The sequence below is a fragment of the Achromobacter sp. 2789STDY5608615 genome (genome assembly GCF_001298995.1).
Taxonomy (GTDB): domain Bacteria; phylum Pseudomonadota; class Gammaproteobacteria; order Burkholderiales; family Burkholderiaceae_B; genus Achromobacter; species Achromobacter insuavis.
Genome location: NZ_CYTY01000042.1, coordinates 1 through 17158, shown reverse-complemented (window position 1 = coordinate 17158; position 17158 = coordinate 1). Strand labels below are relative to the sequence as shown.

At 68.0% G+C, this 17158-nt stretch carries 16 protein-coding genes and 2 pseudogenes; 3 read left to right on the top strand and 15 right to left on the bottom strand.

Going from position 1 to position 17158, the window contains the following annotated elements; genetic code table 11:
• Positions 1–112: 112 nt before the first annotated feature.
• Positions 113–1246 carry a hypothetical protein gene (locus tag AOZ49_RS26230; RefSeq protein WP_156355754.1) on the top strand — a complete coding sequence of 378 codons (1134 nt, stop codon included), beginning with the start codon at positions 113–115 and terminating at the stop codon, positions 1244–1246.
• 42 nt (positions 1247–1288) lie between these two features.
• Here the strand turns inward: AOZ49_RS26230 and AOZ49_RS26225 are convergent, their stop codons facing one another.
• On the bottom strand, positions 1289–1906 hold the full coding sequence (locus tag AOZ49_RS26225) for a nitrogen fixation protein NifQ (protein ID WP_054478617.1): 618 nt from the start codon (positions 1904–1906) through the stop codon (positions 1289–1291).
• 159 nt (positions 1907–2065) lie between these two features.
• On the opposite strand from AOZ49_RS26225, the gene AOZ49_RS26220 reads away from it, so the two are divergent.
• Positions 2066–4603 carry an ankyrin repeat domain-containing protein gene (locus AOZ49_RS26220; protein ID WP_369815878.1) on the top strand — a complete coding sequence of 846 codons (2538 nt, stop codon included), beginning with the start codon at positions 2066–2068 and terminating at the stop codon, positions 4601–4603.
• A gap of 93 nt (positions 4604–4696) precedes the next feature.
• On the opposite strand, the gene cyoD is transcribed toward AOZ49_RS26220, so the two are convergent.
• The 13 genes and pseudogenes from cyoD to AOZ49_RS26160 form a co-directional block, all read right to left on the bottom strand.
• Positions 4697–5047 carry a cytochrome o ubiquinol oxidase subunit IV gene (cyoD, locus tag AOZ49_RS26215; RefSeq protein WP_006391013.1) on the bottom strand — a complete coding sequence of 117 codons (351 nt, stop codon included), beginning with the start codon at positions 5045–5047 and terminating at the stop codon, positions 4697–4699.
• Positions 5047–5661 carry a cytochrome o ubiquinol oxidase subunit III gene (gene cyoC / locus AOZ49_RS26210; protein ID WP_006387443.1) on the bottom strand — a complete coding sequence of 205 codons (615 nt, stop codon included), beginning with the start codon at positions 5659–5661 and terminating at the stop codon, positions 5047–5049. Before cyoC ends, cyoD begins: the two co-directional genes overlap by 1 nt.
• A gap of 3 nt (positions 5662–5664) precedes the next feature.
• Positions 5665–7641 carry a cytochrome o ubiquinol oxidase subunit I gene (cyoB, locus tag AOZ49_RS26205; protein ID WP_054478613.1) on the bottom strand — a complete coding sequence of 659 codons (1977 nt, stop codon included), beginning with the start codon at positions 7639–7641 and terminating at the stop codon, positions 5665–5667.
• Complete coding sequence (gene cyoA, locus AOZ49_RS26200; RefSeq protein WP_054478611.1) at positions 7641–8552, bottom strand: ubiquinol oxidase subunit II; 912 nt, start codon at positions 8550–8552, stop codon at positions 7641–7643. The genes cyoB and cyoA overlap by 1 nt, the downstream gene beginning before the upstream one ends.
• 258 nt (positions 8553–8810) lie before the next feature.
• Positions 8811–9365 carry a response regulator transcription factor gene (locus AOZ49_RS26195; protein WP_369815877.1) on the bottom strand — a complete coding sequence of 185 codons (555 nt, stop codon included), beginning with the start codon at positions 9363–9365 and terminating at the stop codon, positions 8811–8813.
• 1 nt (position 9366) lies between these two features.
• On the bottom strand, positions 9367–10569 hold the full coding sequence (locus AOZ49_RS26190) for an ATP-binding protein (protein WP_054478609.1): 1203 nt from the start codon (positions 10567–10569) through the stop codon (positions 9367–9369).
• A gap of 182 nt (positions 10570–10751) precedes the next feature.
• A complete protein-coding gene (locus tag AOZ49_RS26185) occupies positions 10752–11135 on the bottom strand; it encodes a DUF4148 domain-containing protein (RefSeq protein WP_054428644.1) in 384 nt (127 codons plus the stop codon).
• Positions 11136–11380: 245 nt separating this feature from the next.
• Positions 11381–11878 carry a copper chaperone PCu(A)C gene (locus AOZ49_RS26180; RefSeq protein WP_197286782.1) on the bottom strand — a complete coding sequence of 166 codons (498 nt, stop codon included), beginning with the start codon at positions 11876–11878 and terminating at the stop codon, positions 11381–11383.
• Positions 11879–11904: 26 nt separating this feature from the next.
• Positions 11905–12522, bottom strand: coding sequence for an SCO family protein (locus AOZ49_RS26175; RefSeq protein ID WP_054478607.1), 618 nt, complete (start codon positions 12520–12522; stop codon positions 11905–11907).
• A gap of 59 nt (positions 12523–12581) precedes the next feature.
• Positions 12582–13007 (bottom strand): DUF2946 family protein, encoded by a 426-nt coding sequence (locus tag AOZ49_RS26170; protein ID WP_054478605.1) that lies wholly within the window; start codon positions 13005–13007, stop codon positions 12582–12584.
• 34 nt (positions 13008–13041) lie between these two features.
• A complete protein-coding gene (locus tag AOZ49_RS33705) occupies positions 13042–13587 on the bottom strand; it encodes an acyl-CoA-binding protein (protein WP_231690448.1) in 546 nt (181 codons plus the stop codon).
• A 322-nt stretch (positions 13588–13909) separates the two neighbouring features.
• Positions 13910–14560: pseudogene (locus AOZ49_RS33700) on the bottom strand (alpha/beta hydrolase); the annotation flags it as partial.
• On the bottom strand, positions 14550–15833 hold the full coding sequence (locus tag AOZ49_RS26160) for an MASE1 domain-containing protein (RefSeq protein ID WP_054428639.1): 1284 nt from the start codon (positions 15831–15833) through the stop codon (positions 14550–14552). The pseudogene AOZ49_RS33700 and the gene AOZ49_RS26160, both read right to left, overlap by 11 nt.
• 178 nt (positions 15834–16011) lie before the next feature.
• On the opposite strand from AOZ49_RS26160, the gene AOZ49_RS26155 reads away from it, so the two are divergent.
• Positions 16012–16785 carry a peptidoglycan DD-metalloendopeptidase family protein gene (locus tag AOZ49_RS26155; protein WP_082380589.1) on the top strand — a complete coding sequence of 258 codons (774 nt, stop codon included), beginning with the start codon at positions 16012–16014 and terminating at the stop codon, positions 16783–16785.
• 88 nt (positions 16786–16873) lie between these two features.
• On the opposite strand, the pseudogene AOZ49_RS26150 reads toward AOZ49_RS26155, so the two are convergent.
• Positions 16874–17158 (bottom strand): annotated as a pseudogene (locus AOZ49_RS26150) (amino acid ABC transporter ATP-binding protein); the annotation flags it as partial.

The following is a 17158-nucleotide window of genomic DNA, read 5'->3' as shown; positions in this document are numbered from 1 at the left end:
GATGCGAGGAGAGCGGGTCTGACGCCGAAATGTCGGACGGTTTGCCGGGTCGAGGCTTTAGGGGTGACCGATAAAATAGTTTTTACATTCTGATCATCCGGGAGCATCGATCGTGGCTGCAAGACTGAAGGGGCCACGCGCCTGGATCGCGGGGCTGGTTGCTGTCCTTGCGCTGTTGCCGAGGCTGGGGCATGCGCAAGCGGGTGTGCAAGGATGCAGATTGCTCGATGGTGGCGACACCGTGACGTTCCAAATACCGCCGTCGGTCAGTTTCGATCTTGATCGCCAGTTGCCCGGCGGCTCCATTATTTACATCAGCAAGAGCTATGAGTTCAGGTATCGCTGTTTCAACAATGCCACGACTCCGAAGCGGGTGGCGCTCGTGGTCCTTGGCGACTATGAGCCGATCAGGAACTCCCTGAGAGAAGCCTCGTTGAGGCTGTCAATCGTTTACGACAGCCTTTTTAAGGGGCAATGGAGCCCGGATCCCTTGTATCCGACGTACTTACCCTACTTCAGTGTCGATGAGCCTTACCTGGGGGATACCGGCGAACGCATCGGGCGCATCCTCATGGTTCTGAATTTGGAACAGAGGGTCTTGAAGCCCCTGCGTGCGTTCCTACCCGCCACGCATGCGTTCAAGTTGGTCGCGGATGAAAGCTCCTTGACGGCGCCTGGCATTTTCTTGAACACCACGCCCTCGCGTTTCCAGTATGTCCCCTCCTGCGTCGGCTCGGTCAATGTCGATAACACGGTCACATTCGACACGGTGTTGACGACGGCAAGCTACAACGGCAAGTTGCCGCAGGCCAAGCCGTTCAATCTGACGGCGCGCATCAATAGTCCGGCGGTCTGCCCGGGGTTGGAGTCGCTGACAGGCCCGCCGGCTTCCAGCAATCCCCTGGACGGGTTCTTCTTGCCTACTGTCGTGTCATTCCTGCCGCAAAGCGGCGAACGCACGGATATTTTCGACCGGGAGATTTTCCTGAAGAATGCCAATGGTCAGGAGAACGGCCTGAAACTGAGCATCACCAATGCCGCCAACCAGCAGGTCAAGTTCGGTCCCGTTCCGATGGATCAGTACGGCATATCAGATGTCCGTTACGTCGGCAATGCAGGCCCGACACTGTACGGCACCAAATTGTCAGCGACCCAGGCGTACACGGCGCATCTCGAACGGACTGGCGCCGAGCTGAAGACCGGTAGCTACAGCGCGCAGGTGCTCGTCAAGCTAACCTGGTTCTGAGCCGGCGCAGGGCGCAGGCGCCGCGCGCCCTCAAGCGCCGGCTCAACGCGGGCCGCCATCCCCATAGCAGAACCCATGGTCCTCGCAGTCCGCACAGCCGGGCGCGGCGGCGGCGGGCTGGCCGGCATGCTCGAACGCGGAATACGCCAGGAACTTCTTCCAGCGCAGATTTTGCGTGTTGCGCGCCACCAGGCCGGGATAGTGGCGCGTCAGCAGCGCGGTGACGTCCTCGCGTCCGTTCAGGCCCAGGTCGCGCCACAGGTGGTCGGGGCGCAGGCAGGCTTGCGCCAGCACGCTGGTGACCCAGGCGGTGGTCGAGGCCTGGCCGCTACAGGCGTCGAGCAGCACGCGCAGCAGCCGCGTGAAATCCGCTTGCGGGCTGGCCAGGCCGCGCGCCGCGTAAGCCAGCAGTTGCGCCCGCAGGTTGGCATAGGCCGGCGCGGAGCCGGCCTGCGCGCCAGGGAACAGGTTGGCCAGCACTTCGGCCAGTTCGGTCGGCGACAGGCCGGTGCGGGCCAGGTCGCGATGCGCCAGGCTCTTGCCGATCACCGTCGCGAAAAAGCGGGTGTCGGGATGGCCGGGCACGGCCTGCTCCAGCAGGCTACAGGTCAGGGCATCGATGTCCCGGGCGGGCGGGGCGGCGGTCAGGACGGCATCCATGGCGGTTCAAGGCAAGATTTGAAGGAATCGTTATATGCTGAAATATATAACGAAGGGGGGATGACCCTTTCTGCGATGTGTCAAAGCCGCCGGCATCGGGCGCGGCGGCGGACAGATGGGGCGGTATCATCGGCCCGCTTCCCATTACAGGTCCCCACGATGTCCCGTCTTGCCCCTCTTGCGGTTCCCCGCCGTTTCGGCGCCGTTGCGCTGGCGCTGGCCGGCCTGTTCGCCATGTCCGCGCCGCCGCCCGTCGCGGCGCACGACATCGGCGCCGCCATCGAGGCCATGCGGCTGGGCCGCTATCCGCTGCGCGAGCCCGAGCGCCGTGTCTGGGGCACTGAAAATGCCAAGGACGCCTTGCTGGTCGGCCAGCTGGAAAACCGCCTGTTCCTGTATCGCTATCTGCGGCCGGGCGGCGCGGGCTCGCCGTCCGAGCTGGCGTTCCGTTCGCGGGCGCTGGTGATCGACCCGGCGGCGTGGCGCGCCGACCGCGCGGAAAATGTCAGTGTCACGGCGCCCCGCGACGGCCAGGTCTTCTATTGGGTGACCTACACCTATCCCGATGCCGCCGAGGGCCGCGCCGATGGCTTCCTGGTGGATGCCTCCGGGGCCGTGATCCGCGTGCAGGCCGATGCCGCACGGGTGGTGGCGACGGCCGACCAGCCCTGGGACGAGACGCGCCGCGCGCAGGCGCTGGCCACGCTCAAGCCGGCGCTGGCGGGGTATCCGAGCCGCTTGCCGGCGTGGCCCGCGGACGTGCGCTTCGAGACGCGGCCGGCGGGCGATGTGCCGGTCGCGTTTCGCGCCTTGCACCAGGCGGTGCGCGCCATCCCGCGCGCCAAGGCCGCCGAGTTCGGCCGCGCGCTGGCGGACCTGCGGCGCTTCATGCTGGAACACGACTATCGCGAGATCGACCCGGCGGGCAAGGACGCCGAGGCGCTGACCGCGTTGAACGACTATGGCTTCTGGCTGGGCGAGTCGGGCCGGGGCGGCGAGCTGGCCGAAGCGGAGCGGGTGCTGGGCGAGGTGCTGCGCCGCGACCCGGCGCGCACGCCGGCCTACCTGAACCGCGCCGATGCGCGCCTCAAGTTGCGCGACCGGCAGCGCGAACTGCGCGACTATTACGAGACGCTGGCGCGGGAGGACTTCCGCCAATACTGCTCGCGCCGCCTGGCGGCGGGCGAAGCGATGCCGGCGAACGTGGCCGCCCGTATCGGCGCTGCCCTGGACGCCAGGACGCTGGATGCCGCGGCGTGCCGGCCGCGGCTGGCGATCTTCGAGGCCATCCGCGCGGGCGACCTGGACGCGGTGCGCGCCGAACTGCGCGGCGGCCAGGATCCGAGCGGCGTCAACGAGTACGGCGTGTCGGCGCTCAGCGCCGCCACCTATGGCCGCCAGCCCGGGATGGTGCGGGCGTTGCTGGCGGCCGGCGCCAAGGTCGACGGTCCCAATCGCGGCGCGCCGCTGCTGGCCGCGGCCCTGCCGCCGTCGGGCGACAGCCGCCCGGCGGCCGAGCGCTATGCGTTGGCCGACGTCCTGATCGCCGCCGGCGCTTCGCTGGAGGCGCCCGACTCGAATGGCACGCCGCTGCTGCTGCGGCGGGTGTCGTACTCGGCCGAGGACAAGGACACGCTCGACTACCTGCTGGCCAAGGGCGCCAACCCGAACGGCCGCGACAAGAGCGGCCGCTCGGTGCTGCACGCGGCCATGGGCAGCCCGTCGAAGTTCTGGTTCGCCGACAAGCTGCTGGCCAAGGGGGCGGACATCAATGCCGTCTACATCCGCATGTATTACGGCGACCAGGCCATGTGGGAAACGCCGTTGCTGGAAGCGCTGCGCGAGTCGCCCAGCGGCGAGCTCTCGCCGCAGACCGTGTATCCGGTGTCCGAGCGCGTGGCGTTCGCGCTGGCGCACGGCGCCGACCCGACGGTGGGCGGCTATGGGCCGAAGGGCGGCCAGCAGCGCGCCGGCATGGACGAGGCCCTGAGCCTGGCGGCGCGGCAGATGTCGCCGGAACTGGTGGACCGCCTGGCGCAGGCCGCCGCCGGCAAGCCGCGCGCGCCGCTGACGGCGGCGCCGCTGTCGAGCCTGCTGCGGCAATGGAACGAGGTCGAGAACCGCGCCGACGCGCAAGGCAATGGCCCGCAATGGGATGGCCTGCGCGCGCGCTTGCGCGCCACCGCCGAGCGGCTGCTGGCGGCGGGGGCGCCGCTGGCCTATGACGGCAACCCCTCGGGCGTGACCCGCCGCGATGTCGCGCCGTTGTCGCTGCCCTGGCTGCCCGACGATCTGTACCTGGCCTGGTTGCAGGCGGGCGCCAATCCGTCGGATCGCAGCGACGGCGACCTGCGGCTGCGCGGCGTGGTGGACGCGGACGCCTTGCCCCTGGTCATCATGCTGCGGCTGGGCAACGATGCCAAGGCGCGCATGCTGCTGGAGCACGACGCCGGCCTGTACGCCACGCCGGCGCGCTGCGGCATGGCGGTGGCGGACATGCTGGCCTGGAAGCTGGGCGACAACGGGCCGCTGGGGCCGTCGGCCGCGCGGGCCTTGCGGCAGGTGCTGGATGGCGCGGCCCGGGCGCCGGCCTGCGACCTGGAGCAGGGCGCGCGGGTGCAGCCGTTCGTCGGGGTCAGCGCGCGTGAACTGGCGCAGCGCGCCGGCGTGACGCTGACGGTGAAGGCGCCGGACTGAGCCTCGGGCCATGTCCGCCCGGTTGCGGGCGCGGCCCGCCAAAAAAAAACAGGCGCCTCGCGGCGCCTGTCTGTCGTCATCGGATGACGGGTCTTACATGGCGTGGCCCATGTTGACGTTCATGTTGTACAGCACCCAGGCCGAACCCCCGACGATGATGGCGATGATCATCACGGTGAAGACGAACGTGGCCAGGTTGTCGCGGGCCGATTTCGAAGCGCCCATGTGCAGGAAGTACACCAGCTGCACCAGCAGCTGGAGCACGCACAGCGCCACCACGCCGATGATGGTGATGGTGTGGGATAGCGCGCCGCTCATCACCAGGCCGAACGAGCCGAAGGTGAGCAGGAGCGAAAGCACGAAACCGATGATGTAGGACTTCACGGTGCCGTGGTCGGCGGCGTGATCGTCGTGGCCGTGTGCGGCCGCAGCGGAGTGCGACATCAGAGGGCTCCCAGAAGATAGACGAAGGTGAAGACGCAGATCCAGACGATGTCCAGGAAGTGCCAGAACAGGCTCAGGCACGCCAGACGACGCTTGTTGATCGAGTCCAGGCCATGGCGGCGGATCATGTCGATCATGACGACGATCCAGATCAGGCCGAACGTCACGTGCAGGCCGTGCGTGCCGATCAGCGTGAAGAACGCCGACAGGTAGGCGCTGCGGCCGGGGCCCGCGCCTTCGGTGATCAGGTGATGGAATTCATAGACTTCCATCGCGATGAAGCCCGCGCCGAACAGGAACGTGACCATCAACCAGCCGATTGCGCGGCTCTTGTTGTTGGCGTGGACGTTCAGGTTGGCCATGCCGAAAGTGAAGCTCGAGAACAGCAGCAACAGGGTTTCGACCAGCACGAACTTCAGGTCGAACAGTTCCTTGCCGGTGGGGCCGCCCGCGGTGGCGTTGGCCAGCACCGCGAACGTCGCGAACAGCACCGAAAAGATCAGCAAGTCGCTCATGAGGTAGACCCAGAAACCGAAAACGGTCTTGGATCCATCGTCATGGTGCGCGTGATCGTCGTGACCCGCGTGGGGGTGAGTGGCTACGGCTTGAATCATGGCTCAGGCGGCCTTCTGCATTTTTTCAAAGTGGGCGTTTTCGATGCGTTCGACTTCCGCGGCCGGGACCCAGTAGTCGACGTCGCGGTCATAGGCGCGGACGATGAACGAACCGATCATGCCGACGAAACCGACGATCGACAGCCACCGGATGTGCCAGATCAGGGCAAAGCACATGACCAGGCCGAACGCGCCGATGAAGACGCCGGCGGCGGTGTTCTTCGGCATGTGGATGTCTTCGTACTTGGCCGGGCGCTTGTAGGCCTTGCCGCTCTGCTTGTCTTCCCAGAACTGGTCCAGTTCATCGACGTGAGGAACATGGGCGAAGTTGTAGAAAGGCGCGGGCGACGAGATCGACCATTCCAGGGTGCGGCCATCCCAGGGATCGCCGGTGATGTCCTGGTTCTGCTTGCGCTGGCGCACGGACACGAACACTTGTTGCAGCAGGAACCAGATGCCCAGCATGATCAGCGCGGCGCCGGCCAGCGCGACCAGCAGGTAGGGCTGCCATTCGGGGTTGTCGTAGTGGTTCAGGCGACGCGTCATGCCCTTGAAGCCCAGGATGTACAGGGGCATGAAGGCCAGGAAGAAGCCGACGAACCAGCAGTAGAACGAGTAGCGGCCCAGGCGTTCGTTCAGCTTGAAGCCGAAAGCCTTGGGGAACCAGTAGGTCATGCCGGCGATGCAACCGAACACCACGCCACCGATGATGGTGTTGTGGAAGTGGGCGATCAGGAACAGGCTGTTGTGCAGCACGAACGACACGCCGGGGATGGCCAGCATCACGCCGGTCATGCCGCCGATGACGAACACCAGCATGAAGCCCAGCGTCCACAGCACCGGCGTGGTGATGCGCAGGCGGCCGCGGTAGATGGTGAACAGCCAGTTGAAGATCTTCGCGCCCGTCGGGATCGAGATGATCATTGTGGCAATGCCGAAGAACGCGTTGACGTTGGCCCCCGCGCCCATGGTGAAGAAGTGGTGCAGCCAGACCAGGAACGACAGCACGCCGATGGCGGCCGTGGCGTAGACCATGGACTTGTAGCCGAACAGGGTCTTGCGGGCGAACGTGGCGACCACTTCGGAGTACACGCCGAAGGCCGGCAGCACCAGGATGTAGACCTCGGGGTGGCCCCAGATCCAGATCAGGTTCACGTACATCATGACGTTGCCGCCCATGTCGTTCGTGAAGAAGTGCGTGCCCAGGTAGCGGTCGGCGGTCAGCAGCGCCAGCGTGGCGGCCAGCACCGGGAAGGCGGCCACGATCAGGACGTTGGTGACCAGCGAGGTCCAGGTGAAGATCGGCATCTTCATCAGGGTCATGCCCGGCGCGCGCATGCGCAGGATGGTGACGATGAAGTTGATGCCGCTGAGTGTTGTACCCAGCCCGGAGATCTGCAGCGCCCAGATGTAGTAGTCGACCCCGACACTTGGGCTGTAATCGAGCCCGGACAGCGGCGGATAGGCGAGCCAGCCGGTCGCGGCGAATTCACCGACGAACAGCGAGATCATCATCAGCGCGACGCCGGCGCCGAACAGCCAGAAGCTCAGCGAGTTCAGGAACGGGTAGGCCACGTCGCGGGCGCCGATCTGCAGCGGCACCACGATGTTCATCAGCCCGGTGATGAAGGGCATCGCCATGAAGAAAATCATGATGACGCCGTGGGCGGTGAAGATCTGGTCGTAGTGGTGGGGCGGCAGGAAGCCGGCGGAGTCGGCCGAGGCGACGGCCAACTGGGTACGCATCATGATGGCGTCGGCGAAGCCGCGCAGCAGCATGATCAGCGCGACGATGATGTACATCACGCCGATGCGCTTGTGGTCGACGGAGGTCAGCCATTCCGTCCAGAGGTACTTCCACTTGCCGAAGTAGGTGACGGCGCCGAAGACCGCCAGGCCTCCCAGGCACACGGCGGCCAGCGTAACCATGACGATGGGTTCATGGTACGGAATGGCCTCTAGGGTGAGTTTCCCGAACATTATTGATTCAATCCTGCGACAAGATTATTCGACGTGGGGGTGCACGTGGCATCGTCGACGCCGGCCATCTTGGACATGGTGCTGCCCAGGATGTAGTCGAACATGGACGGCGGCACCGAGGCGTACTTGACGACCGGGTTGCGCTCGCTGCGCTTGGTCAGTTCCTGGTACACCGCCGGAGTCAGCGAGGCGCCCGAAGCCTTGGCTTCCTTGACCCAGTTGTCGAAACCTTCCTGCGACGTGGCGATGGCCTTGAAGCGCATGCCGGAGAAGCCGGCGCCGCTGTAGTTGGCCGAGATGCCGGCGTAGGTGCCGGGCTCGCGCGCGTTCAGGTGCAGCTTGGTCTCCATGCCGGCCATCGAGTAGATCTGGCTGCCCAGCTGGGGAATGAAGAACGAGTTCATGACCGAGGCCGAGGTGATCCGGAAATTGACCGGGACGTCGACCGGGAACGCGATCTCATTGACCGTGGCGATGTCGTACTCGGGGTAGATGAACAGCCACTTCCAATCCAGCGACACCACCTCGATGGTGACCGGCTTGTGCTCGGAGACGAGCGGCTTGTAGGGATCGAGCGCGTGCGTGGAGCGCCAGGTGATCACGGCGAGGATCGCCACGATGATACATGGCACGGTCCAGACCACGACTTCGATCGCCGTGGAGTGGGCCCACTTGGGCTGGTAGTCGGCTTTGGTATTGGATGCGCGGTATTTCCAGGCAAACGTCAGGATCATGATGATGACCGGGGTCACCACGATGAGCATCAGACCGGTTGCCGTGAACAGCAGGGTCTTTTCCTGAGCGCCAATGTCTCCCTTGGGGGAGAGGATTTCCATGTTGCAGCCGCCAAGCAGCATGACCGCGCCGACGCCGAAAATGCGCGTAAGGGTCGCAAGGAGGGGGTGTTTCACGTACAGCCTTGGATGGATGGTGGGAAATGCTGCGGAGCAGCAGACTGGAATGCTGCTAGGCAGCAACGTCCATCCTATCGGGTTGATTTGGGTCAAGGCTGCGACGAATGGTCGCATTGCCCGGCAGGCTTTTGCCCCCAAGGCGCCGTGTTAAGGGTTTTCCCAGGCGGGAGCGAGCTTTGCGGGGAGGGTGGGGGTGCGACGATATGTCGCACCTGCACAAAAGGGGATTGTTGCGATGTGTGGCATCCGCGCCAATCAGTCGACCAGGACTTCGCGTTCCGGCCCCGGTTTCTTGGCCAGCTTGCGCTGCAGGGAGCGCCGGTGCATGCCCAGCAGGCGGGCGGCGGCCGAGACGTTGCCGCCGGTCTCGTGCAGGGCCTGGTGGATGTGCTCCCATTCTAGGCGGTGCAGCGGCGTCATGGTGCTTTCGATCGTAACGCTTTCCGGCTTCACCAGGCCCAGGGTGCGCAGGATCATCGGCGCGGTGGCGGGCTTGGGCAGGTAGTCGTCGGCGCCGCGCTTGATGGCCTCGACCGCGGTGGCGACGCTGGCGTAGCCGGTGACCAGCAGGATGCGCATGTCGGCGCGCAGGGCGCGAAGGGGACGGATCAGGGTCAGGCCGGAGTCTTCGCCCAGGCGCAGGTCGACCAGCGCGAAGGCCGGGCGGATCTCTTCGGCCACGCGCAGCGCTTCGGCGATGCCGGTGGCGGTTCGGGTTTCCAGGCCGCGGCGCGACAGGCTGCGCTGCAGGGTGCGCACGTAGAGCTCGTCGTCGTCGATCAGCAGGCCAAGATCGGTGGGATTCAACATATCAGGTCCCGGGAGTGCCGAGAGGCAAATAGAAACGGATGCGGGTGCCGCCACCATCGGCGGCGGTCATGGTCATTTCACCGCCCATCTGCTCGACGGTGGCGTGCGACAGGGCCAGGCCGACGCCCAGGCCGCCCGGCTTGCCGCTGTTGAACAGGCTGATGGCCGGCAGCAGCGTGTGGTCGGGGTCGAAACCGCCGCCGTAGTCGCGCACTTCGCCGCGCAGGGCGCCATAGCCGTACTCCAGATGCAGGTCCACGCGCGGCTCGCTGGCGGCTTCGCCGGCGTCGGCCGCGTTGTTCAGCAGCGCCTGCAGCAGGTGGGCGATGGCCGGATCGACCCGCAGGCTGGCCGGCAGGGTGCCCGAGCGCTGCAGGTCGATGGTCGGCCGGATCAGGCGCCATTGCCCCACCACGCGCACCAGGTCCGCGGCGGTTGGGACCGCCAGATTGCGGATGCGTTCCCGGCACAGGGCCAGCAGCTGGCTGAGGGTGGCGACATCCTGCTTGAGGTCGGGCTCCTTGACCTCGGCGGCGATCTCGTCGGCCAGCAGGGTCATGGTGGCCAGCGGGGTGTTCAGTTCGTGCGCCATGGCGGCGGCGTGGGTGGCCAGGGCGACGATGCCCTCGTTGCGGGTGAAGCGCTCGCGCAGCCGCGCCAGTTCGCGCTCGCGCGCCCGCAGGTCGGCGGCCAGGCGGGTGGTGAACACCAGCACGACCACCACGGAAATCAGGAAGTTGGCGCCCAGGCCCCACAGCAGCAGGGTGTGGGTGTTGACGTCGCCGCGCAGCGGCTGGCCGAAGATGGCGGCGGCGAAATAGCCGGAGATCCCCGCCAGCGCGGCGGCCAGCGCCCAGTTGCGCGGCAGCGCCAGCGCCGCCAGGGCGGTGAGGATCAGGAACATCATGCCGAACGGATTGCTCAGTCCGCCGCTCCAGCCCACCATCCAGGCCAGCACGGCCATGTCCACCAGCAGGTGGCCGAAGGCGGTGGCGTGCGACAGGTCGCGGCTGTGGCGCAGGCGCAGGCTGGCGTAGACGTTGAAGCCGATCAGCACGCCCACGCCGATCCATAGCGGCTCCAGCGGCAGGGCCAGGCCCAGCACGCTGCTGGCCACCAGGATGGTGGCGGCCTGGCCCGCGATGGCGAGCCAGCGCAGGCTGCAGAGGGTACGCAGGAAGGAAAAGGCGGAACTACCGGGCATATCCAGACACAGAGTTGCCGGTCTATCGCCGGCGGATCAGGCGTCCGGCTGCGCGGAACGCTGGCATCCGGCGCGGCGTGGGGCGCCGCGCTGCCGCCGGGCCCCGCGAGGCCGCCGGCGGCGGATGTGTGCTGGCATTGTATGAGGAATCAGGACGGGCCGCAGGTTGCGGTGTGTCCCTGTTATTGAATGGCGGACGTACCGCTATGGGCCATCGGCACCGGCGGATAGCTTTCCTGGTCGGACGCCATCTGGCCCTGCATCTCGGCGGTCTGCAGTTCCTGTTCGACCTGGGCGCGGCTTTCCCCGGGGCCGTTCGAGGCGACGGCGGGCGGATAGTCTTCCTGGCCGAAGGTGTACTGGCCGTCGGCCTTGGACTGGGCGAGTTCGGCGGCGACCTGGTCCGAGGTCTTGGCCGTGGGCGCCGGATAGCTGACACGCCAGTCGCCGTACAGGTCACGCTTGTACTGGGCGGTCGGGGCCATGGTCTGGGTTTGCTGGGCCTGTACCGCCGCGGTGGCGGTGAGACCGGCGCAGAGCAACAAAGTTACTGTCAAGGTCTTCATGAAACGCTCCTGGCAATCAAAGCAAACGGCCTGGGGGCAGGCCGCGCCGTCGTCTCCGGTGCGGCATGGGGACGATTTCCTGAGAGGCGGGGAATGCGGTGGATGCGTAGGAAAACGGCGCACCCGGTGTTCTTGATTCGACCGGGCGCGCGTCTTGGCGTTGCAAAAAACGCGGGTTGTGAGGCAAACAGCTATTTCAAGCTTGAAATACAGGTGTCAATGCGCTTGCAATGACACGGTCCCTGTTAATCAGTGTCCATGCTTGGCGGCGGGGGGGCCGCGCCGCCCGCCAGCGGCCGCGCGGTGGCGGTCACCGGCACGCGGCGCTGCTGGCCGTTGGCGTCTTCCACCACCAGCGTCAGCGCCACCGGGTCGCCCGCCGACACCTGTTTGGCCAGGTCGATCAGCATGACGTGGTAGCCGCCCGGCTTGAGTTCCACCGGCTGGCCGGCGGGCAGGTCGAGGGCGGGGATCTGGCGCATTTTCATGACGTTGTCCTGCATCGCCATTTCGTGCACCTCGACGTGCTTGGCGGCGTCGGATTCGACGCCGACCAGGCGCGCCGGGGCGGAGGAGGTCAGGCGCATGAAGACGCCGGTGGCGTGCTGGCTGGGCACCGTGGCGCGGACCCAGGCGTCTTCCACCTTGAGGGTGGCGTCCTGCGCCAGGGCGGGCGCCTGGACCAGGGTCAGGGCGCCCAGGGCGACGGCGGCGGCGAGGGATTTGAAGGCGGTCATTTTCATGGGATTTCCTTGGATCGGGGGGCGGTTCAGATCACCGTGCGCAGGTCGGCGACGCATTCCTCGGCGCTCTGCTGGTGGCGCAGGGCCACGCGCAGCTTGCCTTCGGCGTCGATGATGTAGGTCAGCGCGGTGTGGTCCATGGTGTAGGACGAGCCGGTCGGGACCTTCTGGTAGAAAACCTTGAACGACTGCGCGGCGGCGCGGGTCTGCTCGGCGTCGCCGCGCAGGCCGACAAAGGCGGGGTCGAAGGCCTGCATGTAGGCCTGCAGGATCTCCGGGGTGTCGCGCTCGGGATCGACGGTGATGAACAGCACCTGCAGCCTGGCGGCATCGGCGCCCAGCAGGTTCTTGATCTCCAGCGCGCGGGTCAGCGCGGTGGGGCAGATGTCCGGGCATTGGGTGAAGCCGAAGAACAGCATCACGGTCTTGCCGCGGTGGTCGGCCAGCTGGCGTTGCCGGCCCTCGGTGTCCCGCAGCTGGAAATCGCCGGTGGGCATGCTGGTCAGGTCCATGCCGTTGAGCTTGGGGGCGTCGGGGCCGCAGCCGGCCAGCGGCAGCAGGGCCAGGGCCGAGAGCAGCCGGCGCCGGTGGCGGTCGGGCGCCGGCGCGGCGCCCGCGGGGGCGCGCGAAAGGGGGGAATGCATGAAAGCCTCGTCGGTTGACGGTTCGCAAGGGCGCGGCGGGGCCGCGCGGGAAAGCGGAGTCAGGCGGCGAGGGGCGGGGCGCGCGAGCCCAGCGGCGGCCCTTGGGCCGGTTGCACCGGCGCCGCCACGTGGGCGGGCGGGAAGGGGGCGGCGCGGGAGACGGCGAGCGCCAGCGGGGCGGTCTGCGCGGCGGGCGCCGGGGTGACGTGGGCCAGCAGGCCGAACGGGCACTGCGCGCCGGTGTCGGCGCTGGAGTGGCCGCCGCCGGACTTGCCGTCGGAAGAGAGCGCGATCTTGAAGGTGGTCAGGTCGCCGGCGGCCGAGCAGAAGGTCACTTCGAGCCGGCCGTCGTGCAGCGCGCGGGCGTCGGGCATGTAGCCCGTCGGCACCAGGGCGCGCAGCAGCAGCGCCAGGAACGCCAGCCACAGCACGCCCCGGACGCGCGGGGCGCCGGCGGTACGCGAGGGATGGGTCAGGGCGGACATGGAGCGATTGTAGGCCGAGCGGCCGGGGACGGTTTCAGGTGTCGGGATCGAGGCGCCGGATCAGGGCGATGTAGCGGCGCCGCGCCTGGTCGGCGGGCAGGCCGGCCAGCAGGCGCCAGGTGGCCAGCTCGACCTGTTCGCGCACGCCGGCGTCCGGCGCGTCCTGCGGCGGCGCATCGCCGCGCCGCGCCTGCTGCTCGTAGGCGTAGAGCCGGATGGCGACGCTGGTGGACGGCGCCTGCGGCAGGGCGCGCAACTCGATCACGGCAGCCTCGAACGCGTCCTCCAGGTCGTCGGCGCCGATCGCCAGCGTCTCCCGGTCCATCGCGTCGCCCTCGGGCTCCAGGCCGCTGGCGACGGCCAGCCGCCGCCAGAGCGCATCTTCGGTGGCCGGGTCCGAGGCCCGCGCGGTGACCTTGGCGATGGTGTTGTTGCGCAGGCGCAGGGTATGGGTGGAGGCGCCGCGGTAGCGGATGGGGCCGTCCTGCACGGAGAACGTCAGCGGCACCGCGATCGACCGCCCGGCTGGTTCCGGCGGGCCGACGCTGTCGACCGTGAAGGTGTTGCGCGAATAGTCCATCACGCGCGAGAACAGGTCGATCAGGCCGCCGCGGCCCTGGTAGACGCCGCTCAGGGGGGCTGTCGCCTTCCTCGTGCCAGGCGACGTCCTCGGCGAACAGCGGGAACAGGGTTTCGAACTGGCCCGACAGCATCGCGTCGCGGTAGTCGCCCAGGATGCGTTCGACCTCGTCGCCGCTCATCGCGGCGGCGCGGCCCGGGCGCGCGGTGGCCGGGCGCTTGTCCATGAATTGCAGGATGTCGGCGGCGACCCGGTCGCGGTCGTTGTCGACGCAGATCATGTGGTAGCTGTTGTCCAGCAGCACCAGCCGGCTGTCGGGAATGGCGTCGTTCAGGAAGTGCGCCGAACGCACCGAGGTCAGCTCGTCCTCGTGGGCGTGGATGATCAGGCTGGGGCAGCTGATGGCGTTCAGGCCGCGTTGCACCAGGCGGCGCAGGCGGTCGACTTCGCGCACACAGGCCAGCGGCACCCAGCGGTAGTGGAAATTCTCGCCGCGCTCGAACTTGGCCTTGACGATGGAGCGCACCAGTTCGTTCTTGATGCCGTAGGGCTCTTCCTCTTCGACCCGCATGCGCGCGGCCAGGCCGGGGATGCGGTAGACCAGATTGCGCAGGCCGCGGTACCAGGGCGTGCTCCAGCCGTCGATGAAGACCGGCGCGGCCAGGCTCACCAGCTTGCCCTTGCGGTGCTGCACGCGCTTGCACAGCTCCACCGCCAGCAGCGCGCCCGGGCACATGCCGACCACATGCAGCGTGTCGTGGCGCGCGGCCACCTCGCGGTACTTGGCGGTGACGGCGTCGATCCAGTCCTCGGCGCGCACCGGCAGCAGGTCCTCGGGCGTGGTGCCATGGCCGGGCAGCGTCAGCGTGTGGGTCTCGATGCCGGCGCGCTTGAGGATCTTGTGCAGCGAACCCAGGTCGTACTGGGTGCCGCCCAAGCCGTGGATGAGCAGGGCTCCAGTGTTAGTTGACATCTGCCTGCTCGACTTCACCCAGGCGCCACATGCCGGCCACGACGGCCACGCTGCCGTCGAAATCCTCCAGCGGCGAGCCGCGGTCGCTGACCACGCGCCAGCCGCCGCCGGCGTGCGCCATGCGGAACAGCAGCGGGGTGCGGTCCTGGGCGCCGGCGCGGCGCGCGGCCCAGTGCAGCGTCAGGCGCGCGCGGTCGTCGGGATGGGCCAGCGCCAGCAACGCGTCCAGGGTGGGAATGGCGTTGGCCTGCATGCCGAAGGCGCCCTGGAGGTCGCCGGCCAACTCGAGCGAGCCGTCGAACGGGTTGTAGCGGTACATCAGCTGGTGGCTGCCCGCCAGCGCCAGGTCGAAACGGCCGCGCCATTGCACGGCATTTTCGAGTTCCTGCGCGCGGGCGCCGCGCAGCGTGTTGACCAGCAGGATCAGCAGCGCGGTGACCACCAGGTAGACCTGGGTGGCCAGCAGCACGTGCCAGTGGTCGTTGGCCTCGACGAAGGGGCCCTCGCCCTGGGCGCTCTGGTAGAGCGCCATCAGGGTCAGCGTGACGACGCCCAGGGTGCCGCCCAGCGGGCCCCACACCAGCGCGGTCAGCACCGCGAACACCAGCGGCAGGTAGGTCAGCTCGAAGGTGACGACGTACGGCAGGTTCTTGATCATGTCGCCGTCGAAGGTCATGAAGGTCGACACGATCAGGCCGACGTAGGCGATGACGCCCAGCACCAGGTCGCGCCGCCGCGGACCGCCCGAACGGCGCGGGCGGAAATTGGCCCAGACCGTCAGCGCGGGCGCCAGGATCAGGATGCCCGCCAGGTAGGCCGCCACCCAGGTGCGCAGCCGCACCAGGGCATGGGCTTCCTGGGTCAGCCAGAGCCAGCCGCCGCCCAGTAGCGCGGACAGGCCGGCGCCGACCACCGCGCCGGCCAGCAGCGCCGCCACCAGGCCCACGCCGCCTTCGCGCGGGGTCAGGCGCTGCACCGTCCAGGCCGCCAGCAGGCTGGACAGGCTGGCGGTGATGGCGAACACCAGCGCCGTGGCGGGCTGGCCGCGGGTGAAGCTGGTGAGCGCCAGCTGGGCGCAGAAGAAGGCGGCCAGCAGCAGCGACCAGTTGCGGCGCTGCGTCAACAGATAGGCGCCCACCGCCACGCCGGGCGGCAGCCAGACGAACACGGCATGGCTCACCGGGTCGTTGAGCAGGCGCGAGAAGACGCCGCACAGCAGGTACGGGATGGCCCATAGCAGGCAGTACAGGTTCTTTCGCGGCGCTTGGGGCATTCCCATATTGTTCCTTGCAGACGCTGTGACACAGGGCGAGCTGGCGCTCGCGGCAATCAGCGGGTTATACACGGCCCGGCATGGTCCGCGAAAGTTGCCGGGGCATACCGCCGTCCGAAAATCTTGGTACCCTTGGACGCAGTCATTCTCCACTCCGTTCCAGGATTCAGTGCTCTCCTTGCCCGCCCAGACCTTGCCTGTTCCCGATTTTGCCGGCGTTTCCGGCGTCCTGCCGGCGCGGCCGCCGGCCCGCGGCGCGGTCCGGCTCGTCCGGCTGGCGTTGCTGGCCATGCTGCTGGCGCTGCTGGCGGCCTGCGGCACGACCAAGGTCCAGCCGGGCTACTACCGGGTGCAGTCGGGCGACACGCTGACGCAGATCGCCCGCAAGCAAGGCACCAGCGTATCGAACCTGGTGCGCTGGAACAACCTGTCCAACTCCAACTCGATCGAGGTGGGGCAGATGTTGCGCGTCGCGCCGCCCGCCGGCCAGGCCGCCGCCACGCCCGCCAAGCCGCGCGCCAGTTCCTCGGGTGGCAGCCGTTCGCCGGCGCCCGCCACTGGCAAGCGGCGCACCGCGCCACCGGGGGCGATCTCGCTGGTGTGGCCGGCGCAGGGCAAGGTGACCCGCGGCTACGACGGCTCGGGCTCCAATGGTATCGTCATTTCCAATTCCGCCGGCACGCCGGTGGTGGCCGCCGCCGCCGGCACCGTCGCCTATTCGGGCAGCGGCCTGCGGGGCTACGGGCACCTGGTGATCGTCAAGCATAACGCCAGCTTCCTCAGCATCTACGCCCACAACAGCAAGCTGCTGGTCAAGGAAGGCCAGCGGGTGAGCCAGGGCCAGAAGATCGCGGAAATGGGCAACAGCGACAGCAAGCAGGTCGGGTTGTACTTCGAGCTGCGCTACGACGGCCAGGCGGTCGATCCGGCAGGCTCCCTTCCCGGGAAGTAGGAGCCCCCACGCTGCGTGCACCGCGTGCGCTTGCTGCCCCCCGAGGGGGCTGCCCGGCCTTCGGGCGGCCGGGCGGCCGGGCGCCGCATCAACCGATCTGGCCGGCGTCCTGCGTCAGCGTCGAGATGAATGCCGCGGTGCGCGGGTCGCGTGGGCGGGTGAAGAGGTCGCGCGAGGCGCCGGATTCGACCACGTCGCCATCGAGCAGGAACACCGCTTCACGCGACACGCTGGCGGCCAGGCGCAGGTCGTGCGTGGCCATCAGCATGGTCATGCCCTCGGCGGCCAGCTGGCGCAGCACGTCGACCACTTCGGCCGCCAGGCCGGGGTCGAGCGCCGAGGTCGGCTCGTCGCACAGCAATACGCGGGGGGG

Bases quoted from the DNA above. Each gene is read 5' to 3' on its own strand.
- AOZ49_RS26225 (WP_054478617.1), bottom strand. From the start codon at position 1,906: ATGGATGCCGTCCTGACCGCCGCCCCGCCCGCCCGGGACATCGATGCC.
- AOZ49_RS26220 (WP_369815878.1), top strand. From the start codon at position 2,066: ATGTCCCGTCTTGCCCCTCTTGCGGTTCCCCGCCGTTTCGGCGCCGTT.
- cyoD (WP_006391013.1), bottom strand. From the start codon at position 5,047: ATGTCGCACTCCGCTGCGGCCGCACACGGCCACGACGATCACGCCGCC.
- cyoC (WP_006387443.1), bottom strand. From the start codon at position 5,661: ATGATTCAAGCCGTAGCCACTCACCCCCACGCGGGTCACGACGATCAC.
- cyoB (WP_054478613.1), bottom strand. From the start codon at position 7,641: ATGTTCGGGAAACTCACCCTAGAGGCCATTCCGTACCATGAACCCATC.
- AOZ49_RS26195 (WP_369815877.1), bottom strand. From the start codon at position 9,365: ATGTTGAATCCCACCGATCTTGGCCTGCTGATCGACGACGACGAGCTC.
- AOZ49_RS26190 (WP_054478609.1), bottom strand. From the start codon at position 10,569: ATGCCCGGTAGTTCCGCCTTTTCCTTCCTGCGTACCCTCTGCAGCCTG.
- AOZ49_RS26185 (WP_054428644.1), bottom strand. From the start codon at position 11,135: ATGAAGACCTTGACAGTAACTTTGTTGCTCTGCGCCGGTCTCACCGCC.
- AOZ49_RS26180 (WP_197286782.1), bottom strand. From the start codon at position 11,878: ATGAAAATGACCGCCTTCAAATCCCTCGCCGCCGCCGTCGCCCTGGGC.
- AOZ49_RS26175 (WP_054478607.1), bottom strand. From the start codon at position 12,522: ATGCATTCCCCCCTTTCGCGCGCCCCCGCGGGCGCCGCGCCGGCGCCC.
- AOZ49_RS26170 (WP_054478605.1), bottom strand. From the start codon at position 13,007: ATGTCCGCCCTGACCCATCCCTCGCGTACCGCCGGCGCCCCGCGCGTC.
- AOZ49_RS33705 (WP_231690448.1), bottom strand. From the start codon at position 13,587: ATGGACTATTCGCGCAACACCTTCACGGTCGACAGCGTCGGCCCGCCG.
- AOZ49_RS26160 (WP_054428639.1), bottom strand. From the start codon at position 15,833: ATGCCCCAAGCGCCGCGAAAGAACCTGTACTGCCTGCTATGGGCCATC.